This window comes from Rahnella sp. GSA61A (assembly GCF_019969905.1).
Lineage (GTDB): Bacteria > Pseudomonadota > Gammaproteobacteria > Enterobacterales > Enterobacteriaceae > Rahnella > Rahnella aceris.
On record NZ_JAHXYO010000002.1, the window covers coordinates 132,282 to 151,313 of the forward strand.

General features: G+C 52.5%; 14 protein-coding genes. 9 read left to right on the top strand and 5 right to left on the bottom strand.

Annotation, left to right across the window (positions count from 1 at the left end):
• Positions 1–311: 311 nt before the first annotated feature.
• Complete coding sequence (locus tag LC431_RS02675; protein WP_121019789.1) at positions 312–1,970, bottom strand: ShlB/FhaC/HecB family hemolysin secretion/activation protein; 1,659 nt, start codon at positions 1,968–1,970, stop codon at positions 312–314.
• Between the two features lie 3 nt (positions 1,971–1,973).
• Positions 1,974–6,530, bottom strand: a complete 4,557-nt coding sequence (locus LC431_RS02680; protein WP_223509235.1) for a filamentous hemagglutinin N-terminal domain-containing protein — start codon at positions 6,528–6,530, stop codon at positions 1,974–1,976.
• A gap of 342 nt (positions 6,531–6,872) precedes the next feature.
• Here LC431_RS02680 and LC431_RS02685 point away from each other — a divergent pair, with 342 nt between their 5' ends.
• Positions 6,873–7,652 carry a 2OG-Fe(II) oxygenase gene (locus tag LC431_RS02685; RefSeq protein ID WP_015690279.1) on the top strand — a complete coding sequence of 260 codons (780 nt, stop codon included), beginning with the start codon at positions 6,873–6,875 and terminating at the stop codon, positions 7,650–7,652.
• A 738-nt stretch (positions 7,653–8,390) separates the two neighbouring features.
• Here LC431_RS02685 and LC431_RS02690 read toward each other — a convergent pair.
• Both LC431_RS02690 and LC431_RS02695 read right to left on the bottom strand, forming a co-directional pair.
• The gene (locus LC431_RS02690; RefSeq protein WP_013576527.1) at positions 8,391–9,104 is read right to left on the bottom strand and encodes a DUF2461 domain-containing protein; all 714 of its coding nucleotides are present in this window, start codon (positions 9,102–9,104) and stop codon (positions 8,391–8,393) included.
• A gap of 172 nt (positions 9,105–9,276) precedes the next feature.
• Entirely contained in the window at positions 9,277–9,606 is a 330-nt protein-coding gene (locus LC431_RS02695; protein ID WP_112198617.1) for a hypothetical protein, read from the bottom strand.
• A 496-nt stretch (positions 9,607–10,102) separates the two neighbouring features.
• Between LC431_RS02695 and LC431_RS02700 the strand changes: the two genes are divergently transcribed.
• The 6 genes from LC431_RS02700 (at position 10,103) to LC431_RS02725 (ending at position 15,184) form a co-directional block, all read left to right on the top strand.
• Positions 10,103–11,545: a sugar porter family MFS transporter gene (locus tag LC431_RS02700; RefSeq protein ID WP_255347879.1), complete on the top strand. Its 1,443-nt coding sequence runs from the start codon at positions 10,103–10,105 to the stop codon at positions 11,543–11,545.
• 48 nt (positions 11,546–11,593) lie between these two features.
• Complete coding sequence (locus tag LC431_RS02705; RefSeq protein ID WP_223509238.1) at positions 11,594–12,148, top strand: sugar O-acetyltransferase; 555 nt, start codon at positions 11,594–11,596, stop codon at positions 12,146–12,148.
• Between the two features lie 352 nt (positions 12,149–12,500).
• Entirely contained in the window at positions 12,501–12,896 is a 396-nt protein-coding gene (locus tag LC431_RS02710) for a cupin domain-containing protein (RefSeq protein WP_015690278.1), read from the top strand.
• A 346-nt stretch (positions 12,897–13,242) separates the two neighbouring features.
• Complete coding sequence (locus tag LC431_RS02715) at positions 13,243–14,247, top strand: diguanylate cyclase (protein ID WP_223509239.1); 1,005 nt, start codon at positions 13,243–13,245, stop codon at positions 14,245–14,247.
• Positions 14,248–14,275: 28 nt separating this feature from the next.
• Positions 14,276–14,629 (top strand): hypothetical protein, encoded by a 354-nt coding sequence (locus LC431_RS02720; RefSeq protein ID WP_013576521.1) that lies wholly within the window; start codon positions 14,276–14,278, stop codon positions 14,627–14,629.
• A gap of 33 nt (positions 14,630–14,662) precedes the next feature.
• The gene (locus LC431_RS02725) at positions 14,663–15,184 is read left to right on the top strand and encodes a cupin domain-containing protein (protein WP_013576520.1); all 522 of its coding nucleotides are present in this window, start codon (positions 14,663–14,665) and stop codon (positions 15,182–15,184) included.
• A gap of 39 nt (positions 15,185–15,223) precedes the next feature.
• On the opposite strand, the gene LC431_RS02730 is transcribed toward LC431_RS02725, so the two are convergent.
• Entirely contained in the window at positions 15,224–15,469 is a 246-nt protein-coding gene (locus LC431_RS02730; protein ID WP_013576519.1) for a hypothetical protein, read from the bottom strand.
• A 311-nt stretch (positions 15,470–15,780) separates the two neighbouring features.
• Between LC431_RS02730 and LC431_RS02735 the strand changes: the two genes are divergently transcribed.
• On the top strand, positions 15,781–16,794 hold the full coding sequence (locus LC431_RS02735; protein WP_013576518.1) for a Ppx/GppA phosphatase family protein: 1,014 nt from the start codon (positions 15,781–15,783) through the stop codon (positions 16,792–16,794).
• Positions 16,795–16,885: 91 nt separating this feature from the next.
• Entirely contained in the window at positions 16,886–18,985 is a 2,100-nt protein-coding gene (locus LC431_RS02740) for a prolyl oligopeptidase family protein (protein WP_223509240.1), read from the top strand.
• The last annotated feature ends 47 nt before the right edge of the window (positions 18,986–19,032 follow it).

Consider the following 19,032-nt stretch of genomic DNA (forward strand, 5'->3'; position numbering starts at 1 on the left):
TATCGCTACTTTGTCTGAACGTTTGAAAGCGATCGAAACAACGCTTGTCATCTTTCTGCATGTTGGGACGTGTGAGCGGGGCTATATGCGGTAAGTTAATGATTTATTGCACGGTTCTTAGAGATTCTAAGCCGCAGGTCACAGGCTCGAACCCTGTAGGGTTCAATAGACGTCAACTGACGTCTATTTTTATGCATGAAATTCAGTGAGTTAGCAGGTTTTAGCGCTTCATGGTTCAAGCTGATTTTACCTATATCAACCGACATCAAGTACTATCTGTTGGTACATGTGTTGGCATCGTAAACATCCCCTCAAAATGTACGACTAGCCTGTGCCCACACCCGGGGCGTGCGATCCGTGTCGCTTTGTGCATCGGCATTACCCAGTTTCCATGCCGCGACCGCCATCAGATGCCAGTTGCCGGCAGACAATGTCGAGCCCACACCCGTAGCAGAAAGGCTGCGGTGATTTTCGCCGTCAGCCCAGGTGTCTTTGTTCAGCCGTACTTCGCCATGATCGACGAAGGTGAACAACTGCACCATCTCGGTCAGTGCGTATCGCAGTTCGGCGCTGGTCACATATCCCTGGTCACCCTGTGCTTCGCCTTCCGGATAAGCCCGTACGCCATACGCGCCGCCGAGGCTGATTTTTTCAGAGGAATCAAGGTTGCCGTCAGTCCATTGGCCCTGGAACTGACCATAAAGACTGATCCGATCCGTCAGGCGCTGCAGGCGCACGATGCCAGGATTGATCTTCTGAAAGGTGCCGCGAGTCCTGGCTGTGAGATCATCCAGCACTTTGTCTTGCGGGTTATCCAGCGTCAGGTTGCCCTGGCTCCAGGCCAGCGAGAATGCATTCGAACCGCCACCCAAAAAATTGTCGCGGGAGTTGCCGTTGAGACTGGCAGTCACGACATGCGACTGTTTGTGACTTTTATAGTCGTAAAGATCGATGTCATCTCTTAAGCGTTTGTCATCGAATTGCAGTTGCGCAGTCAGGCTGAAATCCCGGAGGCGAATCAATGGCTGCTGCACAAACACGCTGGCAATCTTCGCGTTACCCGAGGCATCAAGATTGTCAAAGTTCCTGGCTAACTGATAATTCATGTACGAGTAAGCGACACCGGCTTGCGTCGCCCACGGACCGATCGGTAACTGATACGCTGCCCGGAAGTAATGCTGATCTTCATCAGAACCCATGATCCGTATGCTGGCCTGATCACCCATGCCTGACGGGCTGGCGAGGTTCAGCGTACTGCCCAGACGGTATTCACCGGTGAAGCGGTTGCCATAGTTGTCCAGATCCACCTGACCCGAAACCATCGGCGCCGAGCGTGCATCGACCACCAGGTCGCTGGCACCCACGGCGGTGCCGGGTTTCAGCGTGGACCGGACTTCAACGCCGGGGATTTCCTGAAGCAACAGCAGACTGCGTTCCAGAGGGCCGGCGCGCACCGCTTCACCGTTTTTCAGCGCGCGGAGCGGCGCAGCCAACGTGCCGTCGCTGATGCGCGAAGCGTTATTAAGCTTCACTTCGCCAAAATGACCTTCGAGGACGGCAATGGTGACGACGCCATTCTCCACGTCCTGAGCCGGCAAATAAGCCCGTGCCAGCGGGTAATTTTTCTGTCGATAAAACAGGGTGATACGCCCGGCCGCAGCCTGCAACTCACCAAAGCTGACCGTGCGATTTTGCAGATCAGCCAGCAATGGCAGCAGATCGGCGCTGCTGATCGCCTGATTGCCTGTCAACCTGAATTGCGCAACCTGCATCGTTGGCCCGCGGGCAGTCGGATGAGTGTCCGGCGTGTCGGGAAGGTTCAGTTCCAGCGTCTGGCGCGGCGGTAAAACCGGCGGTTTAGTTTGGATCTCACGGATTGACTGACCCGCGTCCGGCACAATTTCAGCCCGGGCCGTACTGGCAGTTAACGTCAGGAGAGCCAGGGCAATGGGAGTAAGACGGATACGCATAAATCAAAGTCCTTCCGGAAGGCGCAAGCCTTGCTCAATTACGCTATAGAGGCCGTCGGACGGCAACTGCACCGCCAGAGACGTGGTGGGGGTCGGTAATTTACGCAGAGGTTGGGTGGTCACCGCCGCTACGTTTTCGGGGGCACTGAGCAAACTGAGCAATTGGTTTAGCGGCGTTACACCGATGTTGAACGTACCGTCAGTGAAAGCGATGGCGTAATTGCTGTTGTTTAGCGAGCCTTGTTCAATCCTGTACTGACCGGCTGTTTCGCCAGCACTGCGCGTCAGATTGCCGTTGAGGTGATCACCGTTAACCAGATTTCCATTGGTGAACCAGGTCAGTGCCGGGTCGCTGGTGTTGACGATTTTGCCAAGGTTGTTAGCAATAACGGCCAGGGCGCGGGGAGCGACGATCCATTGGCCATCGGATGTTTGAGTCACGCTGTAGTTGCCATTGGTCAGGACGCCCCGCACGCTCACCACATGGGTGCCGACGTTGGTGGTGCCGCTAATGCCTGTGCTGCTCAAACCGCTCAGCACCGACACATCCTGGCCGTTGACCAGGCCGATGGCGCTCAGGGCTGGCTGGACAGGGGTCGCGCCGTACGTTGAGCTGCCACTGCTGGCCGCTACGGTGATGTTTCTGGCATTGACAGTTAAGTTTCCGTGGCTTGCAAGTGCGACCAGGTAACCCTGCAAACCGCTTAAAGTCCCCTGGCTTGCCAGGATGGCGTAACTGCCTGCACCCGCAGTAGCCGCTGTTCCCGTTGAAGATATCGCTAAAGTGCCCGCTACCACGTTAGCCAGGGTATCGGCTGCAAATGCTCCTGTAACCCCGGCACTTACTCCAGAGGTTGTATACGCAGAGCTGACATCTGCCGTATCACCATAGGTCTTGCTGACATTTGCCGGGGTGTAGGTGACCGTCGGTTGATAGCGGAACACGTACCGGTTACCGGTTACGGAGCTCGCCGGAAGGGTATTAATGCTGGCATTCCAGATAGCAGTATTGTTGCTGTTCAGTCCGGCAAAGGTACCGGTGGCGGGGGTATTGGAATAAATCACCCAGTGGTGTCCGCCGACAGTTGAGGCGGTAACGGCATGACTGCCCGCGTTGTTAATAAAGGCACCCGTGGCGGATAACACCACATCAGACCCGCTGACATGCTCGCCCAATGCGATGGTCAAATCCCCTGCGACGCTCACGTTGCTGTTGCCGACCGCGCTCAGGGATTGGTCAAAAATGAAACTCCCGGCCCGGGTGAATTGCACATTACCGGTGGCGTTCAGACCACTGGCATCGAGGGTAAACAGCTTGTGGGCGCTGTCTGCGTTGCCGCTGGCCGCGTTCAAATCTGTCAGCAGCGAGGACAGAGAGTTTTCATTGCCCGTCAGTACCAGCGTGTCAGCCGTCAGATTGATGTTACTGGTCGTCCCCGTCACACCCTGCGTGAAGGTATTAGCCAGATTGCCGCCGCTTTGCGCATAGGTGAACACATCAGTGTTCGCCAGGGTGCCGGGCGCGAGCAGACTGTAGTAGTAACCCCCGGCGCCGATGGAGGAGGTACCGACCACCAGGCCGTTAATCACGGTGGAGACCTGGCCAGCCGCATCGCTGTTTTGAGCGAAGCCGGAAATGGCTTGCGGTGTGCCGTTCGGATATTGGGATTTCAAATAGGGGTAAAGACCGCTGGCTGTGCCCCAAACGGTATTATCGAAATAAGAAGGTAATACGCCCTGTAACTGTGCGAGGGTTAAACCGGTGACCCCGGAAGTGACGCCGCCGCCAATCCCGACAGTGTTGCCACTGGTGACGCTATTCCAGTAAACGTTTGTCACCGTGCTATTGGCTTGATTGTAGCCAATAGCACCGCCAGCGTTACTGCCCGTCGCCCCCCGCACCTGACCGGTGGAATAACTGGAGAAAATAGCGCTGTCGTTATAGCCTGCGACCCCGCCCACATTATAGTCAGCCTGGACATTGCCGAAATTGTAGCTATTGGCGAGGGAGCTGGCAGTATCGTTAAGGCCAACAATACCGCCAACAAAACTGTTGCCCGATATGTTGCCCGTATTGTAGCTGTCAGAAATTGACCCCCGGTAGCTGTTGCCTGCCACCCCGCCAACACGTGTATTGCCCGACACGTTGCCGGTGCTATAGCTGTTAGTGATAGTGGCGCTTTCGTTAGCGCCCACGACCCCGCCAACGTAGTCACCATTACCGCCATTTACGTTGCTGGAGCTGTGGCTGTTTGTCACCAGGGCACTGCCGTTATAGCCCGTTATTCCTCCTGTCCAGCGGGTGCCCGTTACCGTGCCCATGCTATAGCTGTTTGCAATCGTCGAGTTATTTCCATTAAAGCCGGCGATCCCCCCGACCATTATGCCGGAGGATGACGTTGACACCGTGCCGCTGAAATAGCTGTTTAATACAGAGGAGGAACTCTGGTTCATAGAGACGATACCGCCGACGTAAGATCCGCCGCTGATAGCGCCATTAACTACACCCAGATCCCGAACCGTTGCCCCCTGATTGTCGCCAAACAGCCCCGTGTTGTTTGCGTCCGGAGCCGTGATGGTCAGATTCGATAGGGTATGACCCAGGCCTTCAAAGGTGCCGGAGAAGGGCGAATCATAATCATAATTGCTCCCCACGAGTGCGTTCGTATATATGACGCCACTGGCATCCTGATTACGGGCCAGGGCGTAATGCCCTGCCAGTCCGCCTGCCGCTGTCTGGTCTGTAATTGCGCCAGACGAAGCCGGATCCCCGTCGATTCCGTCGATGTCGGCCATGCTGTAAACCAGCGTGTAAGCCGAACCGTTGATGTTCAAACGCTGCCCGCTGCCTTCCGGTGCCGTGAAACTGGCCGAGACGCCTTTGGCAAACGTGAGATCACCGCTGCCACTGCTGGTACCGTTGCTGTTGTTATTCGTCACCAGCACCAGACCACCTGCACCGGTGACGGAGACATTGGCATTGATCGCAATAGAGTGGAACGAGTCCAGCGTCAGGGTGTTTGGTGAACTCCAGCTCAGGGCTGAATTAACGGAAATATCACCGAGGCCTGTTGCCGTGGAGGTGAGGGTGCCGGTGGTTTGCAGGGTGACGTCGGTGTTCAGGAGAGCGGCGTTGATTGTGGCTGCTGAAGCGTCATCAACGTTCAGGTCTTCAGGATCCACCCGCCAGTTACCCGTTTTGCCTTTGGTTGCCGAGGTGTTCACCTGGATGCCAGTGAAGTCAACGTGATGGCCGGAGGTTTCTACGGATCCTCCGTCACCGCTTTGCGTGCCGCCCCTGGCCGAGAAATTGCCCTTGGCCACGGTCGTTCCGTTGGACCAGACGACTATGTTGCCGCCTTTTCCCGTGGTTCCGGCGTCAGCCTTGAGGCTGCTGCCCGCATCCACGCTGACACCTTGTGCGTTAGCCAGGGGGCCTTTGCCTTGAGCGTCGCCGCCGATCTTGATGCTGCCGCCACCGCTGGCACCTGAGACATTCAGAGTGGCGGATGTGAGCGCAATGTTCTGGCCGGTGATTTGAATCGCGCCGCCCGTGCCCCGGGTTGAAGAGGCATCCAGGGTACCGGCGACGCGCACCAGACCGCTGTCACTGCCACCGAGGGAAATCTTACCGTTCTTGTTCTGCAAGCCTCGCGCTTCAATCACACCGGTGTTGTTGACCACCGTCCTGAGCAGCGCATTGCTGGCCGCCGCGGTCATAATGACCTGGCCACCGTCGGCCTGAATCAACTGGCGGTTTTCCACCAAGGCATTTCTGGTCGCTTCATCGACCTGGACGTTAAGCAAGCCATCACCTGCGAAGTCCAGCGTCACCGCATTGCCGGCGGCCAATGCGACGGTACCCTGTTTCGCAACAATCACGCCCTGGTTGCTGACGGTGCCGCCGAGTAACACCACGGCTCCCCCGTCGGCAGCGTTAATCGTGCCCTGGTTGATGACGCTGGCGTTGCTGCCATCCCCCCTGAACCTGTACTTGCCGTTAGCAAAATCCTGGTTCGAGATATTGAGTGTCGAAGCCACCAACCCGCCGACACTGACGGAGGCGCCCTGACCAAACAGCACGCCATTGGGGTTGATTAAGAACACCCGGCCATTGGCGTTGAGTTGGCCCATGATCTTCGAGCCGTCAGCACCGATCACCCGGTTCAGGGCAACCGAATCAGCGCCGGGCTGAACAAAGGTCACTTTGTTGTCTTTGCCAATATTAAAACTCTGCCAGTCAATTGCCATTTTTTGGCCGGACTGGTTGATCGTCAGTTGATGATCGGCCGCCGCGCCAATCTGGCCGCTGCCGAGAACGACATTACCGCCAGTGGGCAAATCTGCGGCCATGCTGATAACAGGCATGAATGAAACAATGAATGAGATAAGGGCAATGGCAAACGGTGGCGGCGTGATCGCGCCGTTGAATGGGGTTGAATGATCATCGACCTGAATCGCACGGACGTCACTGCGTTTTCCACGGCGAGTGGTCAGCTCACTGACGACCACAAAAGCATTACGGCTGTGGTTCCAGATCACGCTGAAGATGCAATTCATATGTACGCCTTTCATAAGGGGGGAGGAAAGCATGTTGACTAAACTGTATTAGCGGCAGGGGGCGTGCTATCGCTGGCGCACATTGGAATGAGAGGCGGTGTTGCCGCCTGTATCAGAAATATCGGCAGGGATGAGGAGAATCTTTATCAATAGAAATGTTTAATATGATATTTGCGTGTTGCGTCAAAGGGAGAGACATCAGGCGGCTAAACCCCTTGCAAACTTACCCCAATGGGGATTCATGGCGATAATGTGATCACTATTTTTCATTTCCCAGCTATTAATGACTTGGTTAAAGTAGAAGCGACTATTTTCCCCCTGAATAATTCATGAGAATTAATGATGCAAGAACTCGATACGATCGTAAATTTCGCGGCGAATCCGATATTGGATACGAATTTTCTTTCTCAGTGTAAACAGACGCTGAATGAAAAGGGCGCCCTGGTCTTGCATGACTTTCTTAATCCTGCTGCGCTGAAAGCGATTAAGCGTGAGGGGGATGAAAATCGCCATCTGGCCTATTACACCAGCAATAATCATAATGTTTATCTATTGAAACCTGATGCCGGGCTGCCAGATTCGCATCCAAGAAATCGGCAGATTGTTTCCTCAAAGGGCTGTATTACCGATGAAGAGATCCCGCAGGATTCGGCACTGCGCGCACTGTATAACGCGCCAGTGTTTCGTGCGTTTCTTTGCGCGGTGCTGGGTGAGGCGCAACTGTATCCTTACGCTGATAAACTCTCTTCAATCAACCTGCATTACGCCAGCGAAGGCCAGGAGCTGGGCTGGCATTTCGATAACTCCTCTTTTGCCATCACCCTGCTGATTCAAAAACCTCAGGCTGGCGGTGTGTTTGAATACGTTGAGAACTTACGCGACGCTGATGCTGGCGACATGAATTTTGATGGCGTGGAAAAATTACTGGATAAGCAAACTGAGCCGAAAAAACTCGGCATTGAGGCAGGCGATTTGGTGCTGTTCCGCGGCCGGAATGCGATTCATCGTGTGACTCCAACGGAGGGGGAGACCACGCGCATGCTGGTGGTTTTGGCTTACAATTCTCAGCCTGATATTTCGTTGTCTGAGTCTGCCAGAATGACCTTCTACGGGCGGATTTAACGGCCTGCGATTCTGATTCAACGCAAAGCGAATCAGCACTGCGTTTATCATCGGCTAGTGTTCGCGGCTGAACGTTGCCGCGTGCGAAGCTGAACAAGTTGCAGCTATCGATTGAACTCACCCTGTCAGGGGGATTTTCGTCAGTGCAAAATAATGCCTGGGGCTGGCAGACGATCTGTTGTCAGCTAAAACCGTTTTGATGCGCATTCAGAGATGATTGTTAATTTTTCTAATGGAAAAATTTTTTCTGAAATCTTCAGCTACTCTACGGGGTTTTTTTAGTCCGTTTGGAGGTTTTATGGAGATTTTGAATCCCGTTTTTGAAGAAGCGTGCAGGATGGTAGGTGAATGTTGCTTTATGCTTGCTCAGAATGGGGAAGAGATAAGTCGCTCTAGAATTGCCAGTCGTTTAGAGCGTGTTCAACAATCAGCTGTGACAATAACAGGTAAGCCTAATGATGCATTGTGTCAGGCGATAGAAGGTCTTAGAGAGTAGTGGGTTACACGCACCAAAGCCCGGTCCGCTAGCCGGGTTGAAATGAGCAGAACATCACAGCCCTGAGCGCAACAGTACACATGCTGTCAGGGGAAAGGGATTTAGCAAACCGGCCAGCGCATTCAACCACGAGGCCTCTGGCCGGTTGCTGTCATGACAGTGAAAATATAATTTTGGCTGTTTCAGGTGTCAAGAATGCTTCGCACTTCACCGGGCAGGGTAAACCTGTCGTCTCATCAGCTTCAGAAGTCCAGCTCAAGTGCAAAACACAGATAGGACATCAACGGCGCGCAATGTCTGAACTGCTCTGCGCAAAAATCAATAACATCTGGCTTGCACAGATCTTCAAAGGCGATGTTTTTAATCGCGATAAAATCTTTGCGTTTTAATTCAGCTAACAGCGGGTGGTTTTTGTCGTAGCCTCTTGGCGGACGACTCAGACTGTCGCCGTCCATCACAAACCCGTTATCGTGCAATGTCTTGAGCGCTTTCTGATAGGCATTCGGGTTCTCATCAATACAGGCGCGAATCGCGTTTAACGCTTTTGATTCCGGGTGCCAGATCCCTGCCGCAATAAAACAACCGTCTTCGGCGATGTGCAGATAGAGGCCGGGTGCGTGCACATCTTTGCCCTGGAAATGACGAAACTGAATGCCGACATTGGTTTTATACGGCGTTTTATCTTTGCTGAACCGGCTGTCGCGCTGCGGGCGCATCAGGCTGCCCCCCACTTTTTTCGCGACAGCAGTCAGTCTCGGGGAAATGGCAATAATCTCTGGCTGCATTTGCTCGATAAAGCGCAGCGCGGGCGTTCTCAGCGTATTCTCGTATTCGTCCTGATTAGCCTTAAACCAGTCCCGGGTGTTGTTTTGCGCGAGTTTATTCAGAAATTGCAGACCGGCTGCGCTAAAAATTGTCCCTGCCGCAACCGGCGTTTTAGGTGTCTGAGTCGTCATTATCGATAAGCCTTTATCACTGCCAATGGGGAATCAGGGTAAATCCTGACGCCAGACACGACTCAGTGCAAACTGAAAAGTAAAAAATTTTCCGGATTAAAGGATGTGGGGAGAGTGGGTGCTTTAAAGCCCGCCAGAACAGTGCGGCGGGCCTTTTCATGTCTGATACCTGTCAGTTAATCGCGGCAGGACTCACTTTTCCCGCTTTCCCTAAGCTGTCATTCGCCCGTTCACTCAGCTCAAACAATACGGGTAATAAATGCGCGGTCGCCTTGAGATAGGCGCTGACCTGCGGGATACCTTCCGGCGGTAATATCTCACCATTCTCCAGCCCTTCGCTCAGGCACAGCAGGCCGTGGCACAATCCTTCGGCAGAGTCCGATGCCAGCGCGCTGAGATCGTAAAGCTGAGCATCTTCGAAATGGCTGAAATCCAGCTCGGCGATCAGTGAGCGGAAGACGGTAATTGAGTTTTCAGAGAAAGCAGTTTCGGTGTTCGTCATGATAGAAATCTCGTGTAAGAAAGTTAAAGACGACCACCTGAGACGCTAAACTCGGGTGGCAGCTCAGACAGGGTTAGCGTACCGGCTTACACGAATCCGATGCTTCTTGCGAAGCCCCTGCCTGAGCCACCATTATTTGGGGTGAATCAAAGCGCACGAAATTATCACATAATTTCGCCGTGTAAGTATCGGAACGCTAATTCCGGCTGCGGATTTTGCCGCAGCGGGGAGACTTTATTCCTGCTGCCGAAGCAAAGAAACAGGCTGGATGCATTTACAGGGAGTTGTATTCAGATTTGGAAGATATCTCGCAACGATCGGTTCTGCCTGACTTTTATTCCCCTGCACCATATCGCCGCCATCTTCTCCCCAGTGATCCCGATCACAGAAAGTCCGGTGCAGCACGATTGTGTATATATGTGCCTTTCCTGCTCTCACCCCACAGGGCACTTGTGCTTATCGTAATGGCTGAATGATTTTTTTCTGATGTCCGTTGCTGTATTCCCCCTTTCCGGAGAAAAAAATGTCGTCATCTGATGTGGTTAAACTGACTGAAAGTTCGCTCAAAAACACCAAAGTGATGAACCTGTTTGTGTCTTTTGCGGCGGCGATGGCGGGGCTGTTATTCGGTCTCGATATTGGTGTGATTTCTGGTGCGCTTCCCTTTATTACTGAGCATTTTGTGCTGAGCAGCCGCCAGCAGGAATGGGTTGTCAGCATCATGATGCTCGGCGCAGCGTTCGGTGCGCTGGCCAATGGCTGGCTCTCTTTCCGGCTGGGACGCAAATACAGCCTTATGGCGGCAGCGCTGTTGTTTATTCTCGGTTCTCTCGGCTCCGCCTTCGCTTCCAGCATTGAAATCCTGATGGTGTCGCGCCTGATCCTCGGTTTTGCTGTCGGTATTGCGTCCTACACCGCACCGCTGTATCTGTCTGAAATGGCGTCAGAAACCATTCGCGGCAAGATGATTGCCATGTATCAGCTGATGGTGACGATCGGCATTTTGCTGGCTTTCCTTTCTGATACCGCATTCAGCAGCAGCGGTGACTGGCGCGCAATGCTGGGCGTGCTGGCGATTCCGGCGTTTGTGCTGATGATTGCGGTGTGTTTTTTACCAAACAGCCCGCGCTGGCTGGCCGCCAAAGGGCAGCATATTGAGGCCGAGCGTGTGCTGAGAATGCTGCGCGATACCTCGGAAAAGGCCCGCCAGGAACTGAATGAAATCCGTGAAAGCCTGAAACTGAAACAGGGCGGATGGGAATTATTTAAAGCCAACAGTAATGTGCGCCGGGCTGTCGGCTTAGGCATGTTGTTGCAGGCGATGCAGCAGTTTACCGGCATGAATATCATCATGTATTACGCGCCGAAGATTTTTAATCTGGCGGGATTTACCAGTACACGCCAGCAGATGATCGCCACGATTATTGTCGGTCTGACGTTTGTGCTCGCGACGTTTATTGCCATCGGCATGGTTGATAAAGCGGGACGTAAACCGGCACTGAAAATTGGCTTTAGCGTGATTGCGCTCGGCACGCTGGTGCTGGGATATTGTCTTCAGCAATTCAATCAGGGCACGGCCGGTGCCGCACTTTCCTGGCTGTCGGTCGGTATGACCATGATGTGTATTGCCGGTTACGCCATGAGTGCGGCGCCGGTGGTATGGATCCTGTGTTCTGAAATTCAGCCGCTGAAAAGCCGTGACTTTGGTATCACCTGTTCGACCACCACCAACTGGATTTCGAACATGATTATCGGCGCTACTTTCCTGACGCTGATGGACAATATCGGTGCAGCAGGGACATTCTGGCTGTACACCGCGCTGAACGTGATGTTCGTGGTGATCACTTTCATCCTGATACCGGAAACGAAAAACGTCACGCTGGAGCAAATAGAAAGAAACCTTATGTCCGGAAAAAAACTGCGCGATATCGGGCAGTAAACACGCCGGTGATTCATTGTGGATGTGAACAATATCAGGGAACAGTTGATGCGCGACTTACTCAAAATGACCAGCGGGCTGGATTACCATATTAATGATAACGAATTACGTGAAATTCGTTATCAGACCCGCGATAAAGTGGATGGATTTAATGCGCTGAGCGCCCGTCAGACGGCGGAGAAAGACGCCCTGATCAGGGAAATATTTGGGGAAGTGGGCTGCAATGTCCATTTTGAAAAAGGCATGCGCATTGATTACGGCATAAATACCCGAATCGGCAATAATGTTTTCATCAATTTTAATTTTGTGTTACTTGATTGCGCGCCGGTCACAATAGGGAATAACGTTTTTATCGGCCCTGATGTGCAAATTTATACCGCACAGCATCCGCTGGATATTGATTTACGTCGTGAACATATTGGCAGCGCCCGGCCAGTCACTATTGGCAACGATGTCTGGATTGGCGGCGGATGCGTGATTTTGCCCGGCGTGACCCTTGGCGATGGTTGCACGATTGGCGCAGGAAGTGTGGTCACGCGACCGGTGCCAGCGGGCGTGGTTGCCTGTGGAAACCCCTGCAAGGTGGTGCGGAAACTGACGTAATGTTTACCTGACCGTCTCTCCGACATAAAAAAGCCCGCTCTGAGGCGGGCTGCAAATGCAAAAAATACAATATTTCTTAAAGTGCGAACAGAATGAGACAAAATTTAAATAAAATCAATTAATTATCTTCCTGAAATAAGTGTCCGTTTTTTAGAGATGATTGTGATCAAATCGTGATCTTTATTGTTATTTTTATATCGCTGTCCTGCCGCGCGTGCTGACTTATGAATTTATCTCATAGCTCCTTTCATATTTTGCCCTCTGGTCGTCATAAACGAACGGCGCTATTGTTTATGACATGACGAACTTTCCAGCAGCAGTCCCTCAGGCGGAGAATGAAATGACTGATAAAATGAAAATTACCAAAAGTGGTTCTGTTCCTTCACAAAACGGCCCGGAAAATTACTTCACCGGCAAGGTGCGTATCGACTCGCCGTTCAGCGGCACTGCATCTGCCCGTGTCGGTGGCGCGATCGTGACCTTTGAACCGGGTGCGCGTACCGCCTGGCACACACATCCGCTGGGTCAGACGTTGATCATCACACAAGGCCGTGGCTGGTTGCAGGAGGAGGGCGGCGAAATTCGCGAAATGAATGTGGGCGATATCGTGTGGATCCCGGAAGGGGTGAAACACTGGCACGGCGCGACCCCGGAGAATGCCATGACGCACATCGCGATTGCCGAGTCCCTGAACGGCAGTCCGGTTGAGTGGATGGAAAAGGTGACGGACGCGCAGTACAGTAAGTAATCATCTGTCCCGGTGGAATTTATATAACCTTTGCTCAAAAGGGCGGCGTAAAAGCCGCCTTTTTTGTGGCAATATATTGTGACTGCCTAAAATCGATACGGTTATTTCTGTATTTCCGAATTTTTATCCTAAATTCTCTGGTTAACCATTAACCTGTCTTATTTAACGCTAAAAACCCCCGTTGTTCGGCGCATTAAAATTATCGCTTTCAGTAGCTCTGAGATAAGTAACTCGACTAATATAAATAGAAATCAACTCAAGAGCCGTTTCCCGTATGCCATATTATTCTCCAGGTGAAAGTCTCGTCCGTGAGCGCTCAGAGCGCTTCTTACGGCGAATGTACTTAATGCGGATACTTGGCACTTTTCTCTGCTTTTTTCCTGTGTTTTCTGTCCTTCTTGAACGCAATGCTTCCTGGATCGCCATCAGCCTGCTGGCGCTGAATGCCTTTGTCTGGCCGCATGTCGCTATGCTGATTTCACAACGCTCAAATCACCCTAATCAGGCGGAATTCCGGAATCTGGCATTTGATGCCATCGCGGGGGGAGCCTGGGTTGCGCTGATGGGCGTTTGTCCGCTGCCGTCGGCCATTATTACGGCTATTCTCATCGCTGACCGTTTTTCTGCCGGTGGCTGGCAGTTGCTGCGCCGCGCTGCGCTGTTTTATTGCGCAGGTTTTATTGTCTGCTGGCTGTTGTCGGGAATGACGTTTTATTTCACCGTCACTGACCGGACGTTGTGGCTGACGTTGCCGCTTTCCACGATTTATATTATTGCTTTCAGTGCAGCGAATTATTCCATTTCCAGAAAGCTGCGGGATAAACAACACGAGCTGGAAAAAGCCGCCCTGATGGATCCTTTTCTCGGTTTGCCTAACAGGCGGTTACTCGACCGGCGTCTGATGCTGGAGTTTGAACGCGCAAAACATGATTTATCCTGCCTGATGGTGCTGGGCGTTGATGACCTGAAAATGGTGAATGATTTGTTCGGGCGCGAAGCGGGGGATTATGTGTTGCGCTCGGTGTCAGCGATTTTACGGCAGGAAACCGGGCAAAATGATTTCCCGGCTATTCTGGGGGGCGATGAATTTGTGGTGATCCTGCCGGGGGTTTCTGAAGAAGAAGCGTATGCCGTGGGTTACCGGTTATTACTGAAAACCTCAGAAATCCGCTTATCGCAGGATTCCGGTTTCCAGTGTTCGCTGAGTATCGGCGTGGCGACATCCCGCAATCATGAAGATTATAACCAGTGGCTGGCGGCTGCCGAACGGGCATTGGTGAATGTGAAACAAAATGGCAAAAACAGTATTGGCAGCGTGAGCAGGACAGATACTTCTGCTCAGCTACACTGAATAACGTTAACGTTTTCCGGGATGAGTAATGAAAAATATCACCATAATGTGGGTCGCTGCGGCCGTCGCCGCAGGTTTGCTGGCAGGCTGTTCATCTATTGATAAACCGGTTGGCGATGCGACTTATCGCCCGGCCAATTTTGACCCGTCGTTTACGCAGGGCGAAGCAAGTTATACGACATCCGTGTTTTCAATCCTTGAGCGGCAGCGTCGCGCGGATACCTACAAAAAGATCTTCGATTTTTGTAGCGGCAAATTCCAGACGCTGGGTGAAAGCAACGACGGCGAGAAGGTACACATAAGATTTGCCTGTCTGCCTAAAAATATTGCGCAGACGCAAAGTCCGTACTCGATGCAGCAGAAGTCGCCTTCGCTGTACTAAAATTGACTATTGGCAATGTTATCCGGAGATTTTATGAGCAAGGAAAGACCTGATTTTATCCGACACTGGACCGAGCTGGAAGGTCCAGACGACGGCAATTATCCCGGCGATGATGAACTGATGTCGATTGGCGCACCGCTCGGCAGAGCGCTTGGCCTGACGAAAATTGGTATTCATCACGAACGTTTATTACCGGGGCGTCGTACCTGTTACGCCCATGCGGAAAGTGCGGAAGATGAATTTGTGTACGTGCTGGAAGGGTATCCTGACGCGTGGATTAACGGCCATCTGCATCCGCTGAAACCGGGCGATGCCGTGGCCTTTCCGCACGGCACCGGTATCTGTCACACCTTCATTAATAACAGCGATGAGGAAGTGCGGCTGCTGGTGGTGGGGGAGGCAAATAAGCCGGAAAACCGGATTTATTACCCTCTGAATCAGGAATATGAAGCGACGCGCAAAGACCGCTGGGTGGATGTACCTGAGCAACAATTTGGTGATCACGACGGCATTTCGGACCAGCGACGTGAACAAAAGAAAAAGCCGGTCAGTTGAATGCCGGCTTTTCTATGGCTGACGTGCGTGTAAACCCATTTATTGAATGGAAAGCGACTGCCAGCGTTGCTGACAATACGGCATCATTCGGTGAATTTTCAGGCTCTGTGCCTGATGACGGTTCAGTGAATAGCCCTCCGGCGTGATCTCTAAGGTGTCGCCGGTTTGCAGCTTAAAATCATTGTCTACGGACAAAATCAGCTTCAGGTTTTTAAAAGCCTGGATACAGATATATTTCAGTCCGGTCTGCGGGATATTCAGGATGTCGATGATCTTCCATTCCATACATTCACTCCTTTTCTGTGGCTGCCTGATTTTCGTTTCCCTTTTCTACCTCAAATCCCTGTCATTTTTTGTCATGACAAAGTAATGATTTCTTTATAGGCGTTCCTGTTATTTCATTGCTTGAAGTGACTCACAAAAAAGGATTGCCGAAACCATGCAGATCGCAGAATGGATTATTTAAGGACAATCCTGCATTTTTCGGAAGGTTATTCAGAACGTAAAAGGAAACTAAAAGACTTGAAATCACCGCCATAAAACGGGTATTTCTGGATGCTTTCTACTTTTCTTTTATTTTTCAGGGGCAGGATGAGATGAATTATTGGGTAAAGGGTTTTCTGGGCACCTTATTCGCGTTGAGCACATTTTCTGTGCTGGCAGAAAACTGTATCGAAACCCGCGGGGCAATTGACATGGGATCCGGCACCACCAAAATTCAGGTGGCGCAGGTTGATATTTGCCGACATCTGCCGGGAAAAGTGCTGTATGAAGACCAAAAGCCGCTGGGCTTTAATGAGGATTTGGGCAAATCCGGCAACAACCAGATCAGCGAGGCCATGCAACAACAGGGCGTGACGGCGCTGAAACAGATGGTCGATAAAGCCCGCAGCTTTCATCCGCAGCGCATTACCGGCGTTGCCACCGCAGTGTTTCGTTCAGCGGCTAACGGTCAGCAGGTCATTGACCGTTTCAACCAGCAGACACAAATCCAGCTTCGTGTGATTTCTCAGGAGCAGGAGGCGGAGCTGGGTTTCCTGTCGGCGAAGGCGGCGCTGCATGACAACACCATCAACAATCAGGATCTGCTGGTCTGGGATATCGGCGGCGGCTCGATGCAAATGACCGCCATCCGCGAACAAAATGGTCAGCCAGTGACGGATATATATCAGGGCAAACTGGCATCGGTAACCCTGAAAGAATTCATTATCAGCGTGCTTAAAAATCAGGAACTGGATAAAGCCGCCTCGCCGAACCCGATTGGATCGCTGCGCAATACGGTGCTGCGTTACGTGAATTTCTACGCGAGGACGCACGTCAGTCCTCAAATCAAACAGGATGCGCAAACCCGCCGGGTGATTGGTATCGGCGGCGTTCATGGTTTTTCGCTGAAAGACCAGATCCATCCGGCGAACAATACTTACAGTCTGGCTGATGTAGAACGCGTGTCGAAAAATCAGGTATGGAAAGGGGACAGTGAACTTACCGGCGAATACCGCGCGACCGATGTCAGCAATTTACTGCTGGTGGAGGGCTTTATGCAGGCGCTGAATATCTCACAGGTGACGATTGTCAAAGCCAGCCTGATTCAGGGCATCCTGGTGCAATAAATTCCTGAAGCGATACTCTTTATCTTTGAGAGTAAAAGCGTTGATGTAAAAGCATTCAAAATGGCTGTATTGACTGAAGGAGCAGAATGACATGACAACTGACTCAGGCACTCCCCCGCAGGATGATTTCATCTGGCTCGAAGGTTTACGCAACGAAAAAGCCCTTGAATGGGCGCGTGAGCAAAATGCCATCACGCTGGCAGCGTTTACGCAGGGTCACGATTTTGAGCCGCTGCGGGAGAAAGTGCTGGAAGGCCTGAATTCGCCGGATCAAATCCCCGGCGTGTGGAAATGTGGCAACGACTGGTACAACTTCTGGCAGGACGCGAAGAACCCGAAAGGCATTTTACGCAAGACCACGCTTGATGAATTCCGTAAAGCCGAACCGCAATGGCACACCGTGCTGGATATCGATGCGCTGGGTAAAGCCGAAGGGAAGGAGTGGGTGTTTCACGGTTTCTGGAATTTAAAACCGGATTTCGGGCGTGCGTTGTTAGTGCTGTCGCCGGATGGCGGTGATGCCTCTGAAGTGCGCGAGTTTGATTTAATCACTCAGGATTTTGTGCCGGACGGTTTTTATTTGCCGGTCGCGAAAAGCCGCATCAGCTGGATTGACCGCGACCATTTGTTTGTCGCCACTGATTTTGGTGAAGGCTCAATGACCGGTTCCGGTTATCCGCGCATCGTCAAAATCTGGCAGCGTGGTACACCGCTGTGCGAAGCGGTCACGGTGTTCAGCGCAGAAAAGACAGACATGATGGCGGCGGGTTATAGCGATGCCACCAAAGGGTTTGAGCGCAATTATGTGGTGCGTGTCACCGACTTCTATCACCGTGAAGTGTTCCTGCTTGATGACGACAAAAACTTAATCAAAATCGATCTGCCGGCGGATGCCAAATTCAGTAACTGGCGCGAGTGGATCCTGATCCAGCCTTCAAGTGAATGGCAGGTGAACGGCGAAAGCTGGCCGTCCGGTTCGTTGCTGACCATGAATTTTGACGCTTTTATGGCAGGCGATCGCACGCTGAAACCTCTGTTTATGCCGGGTGCGCATTCTTCTCTCAGCGGCGTGACGGCAACCCGTGACCAGCTCAACGGCTATTCCTACACCCGTGATCATATCATCCTCAGTATCACGCGTGATGTCGTCAACCGGCTTGAAGTGCTGACGCCAAAAGACGGCGACTGGCAGCGTGAGCCGTTCGGTAAAGTGCCGGAGCTGAGCAAAATCAATGCGTGGGGCGTGGATGATGAGACCAATGAATATTTCATGAGTGTCAGCGGTTTCCTGCAACCGGCCAGTTTGTCGCTCGGAAATCTGGATAGTGGCGCGGACGTGGAAGCCGAACTGCTGAAACAAGATCCGTCGCATTTTGATGCCACCCGTTATCAGGTCAGCCAGCATTTCGCGGTGTCCGACGACGGTACCCGCGTGCCGTATTTTGTCATCTCGCGCAAAGATGTGGCGTATGACGGCAGGAACCCGACGCTGCTTTATGGCTACGGTGGTTTCGAAGTCTCCCTTGAGCCGTATTATCTCGGGGTCAGCGGTGTGTCGTGGCTGGATCGCGGCGGCGTGTTTGTGGTGGCAAATATCCGTGGCGGTGGCGAATACGGGCCGGAATGGCATAAAGCGGCGCTGAAAGAAAAACGTCTGCGCGCTTACGAAGATTTCGCGTCCGTGGCGAAGGCGCTGATTGCCAGCAAGATCACCTCACCGGCCCATCTGGCGGTGCAGGGCGGCAGCAACGGCGGTTTACTGGTCGGCAATATGCTGACACGCTACCCGGAATTATTCGGGGCCATCGTGTGTGAAGTGGCGCTGCTGGATATGTACCGGTACACGCAAATCTCGGCTGGCGCTTCGTGGATGGCTGAATACGGCGACCCGCAGAAACCGGAAGAATGGGCGTTTATCCGCGAGTTTTCGCCGTATCACAATATCGATCCGGCAAAAAAATATCCGCCGGTATTGTTCTCAACGGCGACCAGCGATGACCGCGTCGGGCCTGACCATGCACGTAAAATGGCCGCGAAAATGCAGGCGCTGGGTATCCCGCAGGTCTATTTTTACGAGAATACTGACGGCGGTCACAGCGCCGCGGCTGACAAAAAACAGTCCGCGTTTAAACGGGTGATGGTGAGCGAATTTCTGCTGCACTTTATTGGCCGTGACAAAGCCAGCGGCTGATATTGCCCGCGAGAGTCTGATAAAAAACGGGATGCCTCTGTGGTATC

What these genes read in the sequence shown, in the direction of transcription:
- LC431_RS02675 (WP_121019789.1), bottom strand. Translation starts at nt 1,970, where the DNA reads ATGCGTATCCGTCTTACTCCCATTGCCCTGGCTCTCCTGACGTTAACT.
- LC431_RS02680 (WP_223509235.1), bottom strand. Translation starts at nt 6,530, where the DNA reads ATGAATTGCATCTTCAGCGTGATCTGGAACCACAGCCGTAATGCTTTT.
- LC431_RS02685 (WP_015690279.1), top strand. Translation starts at nt 6,873, where the DNA reads ATGCAAGAACTCGATACGATCGTAAATTTCGCGGCGAATCCGATATTG.
- LC431_RS02690 (WP_013576527.1), bottom strand. Translation starts at nt 9,104, where the DNA reads ATGACGACTCAGACACCTAAAACGCCGGTTGCGGCAGGGACAATTTTT.
- LC431_RS02695 (WP_112198617.1), bottom strand. Translation starts at nt 9,606, where the DNA reads ATGACGAACACCGAAACTGCTTTCTCTGAAAACTCAATTACCGTCTTC.
- LC431_RS02705 (WP_223509238.1), top strand. Translation starts at nt 11,594, where the DNA reads ATGCGCGACTTACTCAAAATGACCAGCGGGCTGGATTACCATATTAAT.
- LC431_RS02710 (WP_015690278.1), top strand. Translation starts at nt 12,501, where the DNA reads ATGAAAATTACCAAAAGTGGTTCTGTTCCTTCACAAAACGGCCCGGAA.
- LC431_RS02715 (WP_223509239.1), top strand. Translation starts at nt 13,243, where the DNA reads ATGCGGATACTTGGCACTTTTCTCTGCTTTTTTCCTGTGTTTTCTGTC.
- LC431_RS02720 (WP_013576521.1), top strand. Translation starts at nt 14,276, where the DNA reads ATGAAAAATATCACCATAATGTGGGTCGCTGCGGCCGTCGCCGCAGGT.
- LC431_RS02725 (WP_013576520.1), top strand. Translation starts at nt 14,663, where the DNA reads ATGAGCAAGGAAAGACCTGATTTTATCCGACACTGGACCGAGCTGGAA.
- LC431_RS02730 (WP_013576519.1), bottom strand. Translation starts at nt 15,469, where the DNA reads ATGGAATGGAAGATCATCGACATCCTGAATATCCCGCAGACCGGACTG.
- LC431_RS02735 (WP_013576518.1), top strand. Translation starts at nt 15,781, where the DNA reads ATGAATTATTGGGTAAAGGGTTTTCTGGGCACCTTATTCGCGTTGAGC.
- LC431_RS02740 (WP_223509240.1), top strand. Translation starts at nt 16,886, where the DNA reads ATGACAACTGACTCAGGCACTCCCCCGCAGGATGATTTCATCTGGCTC.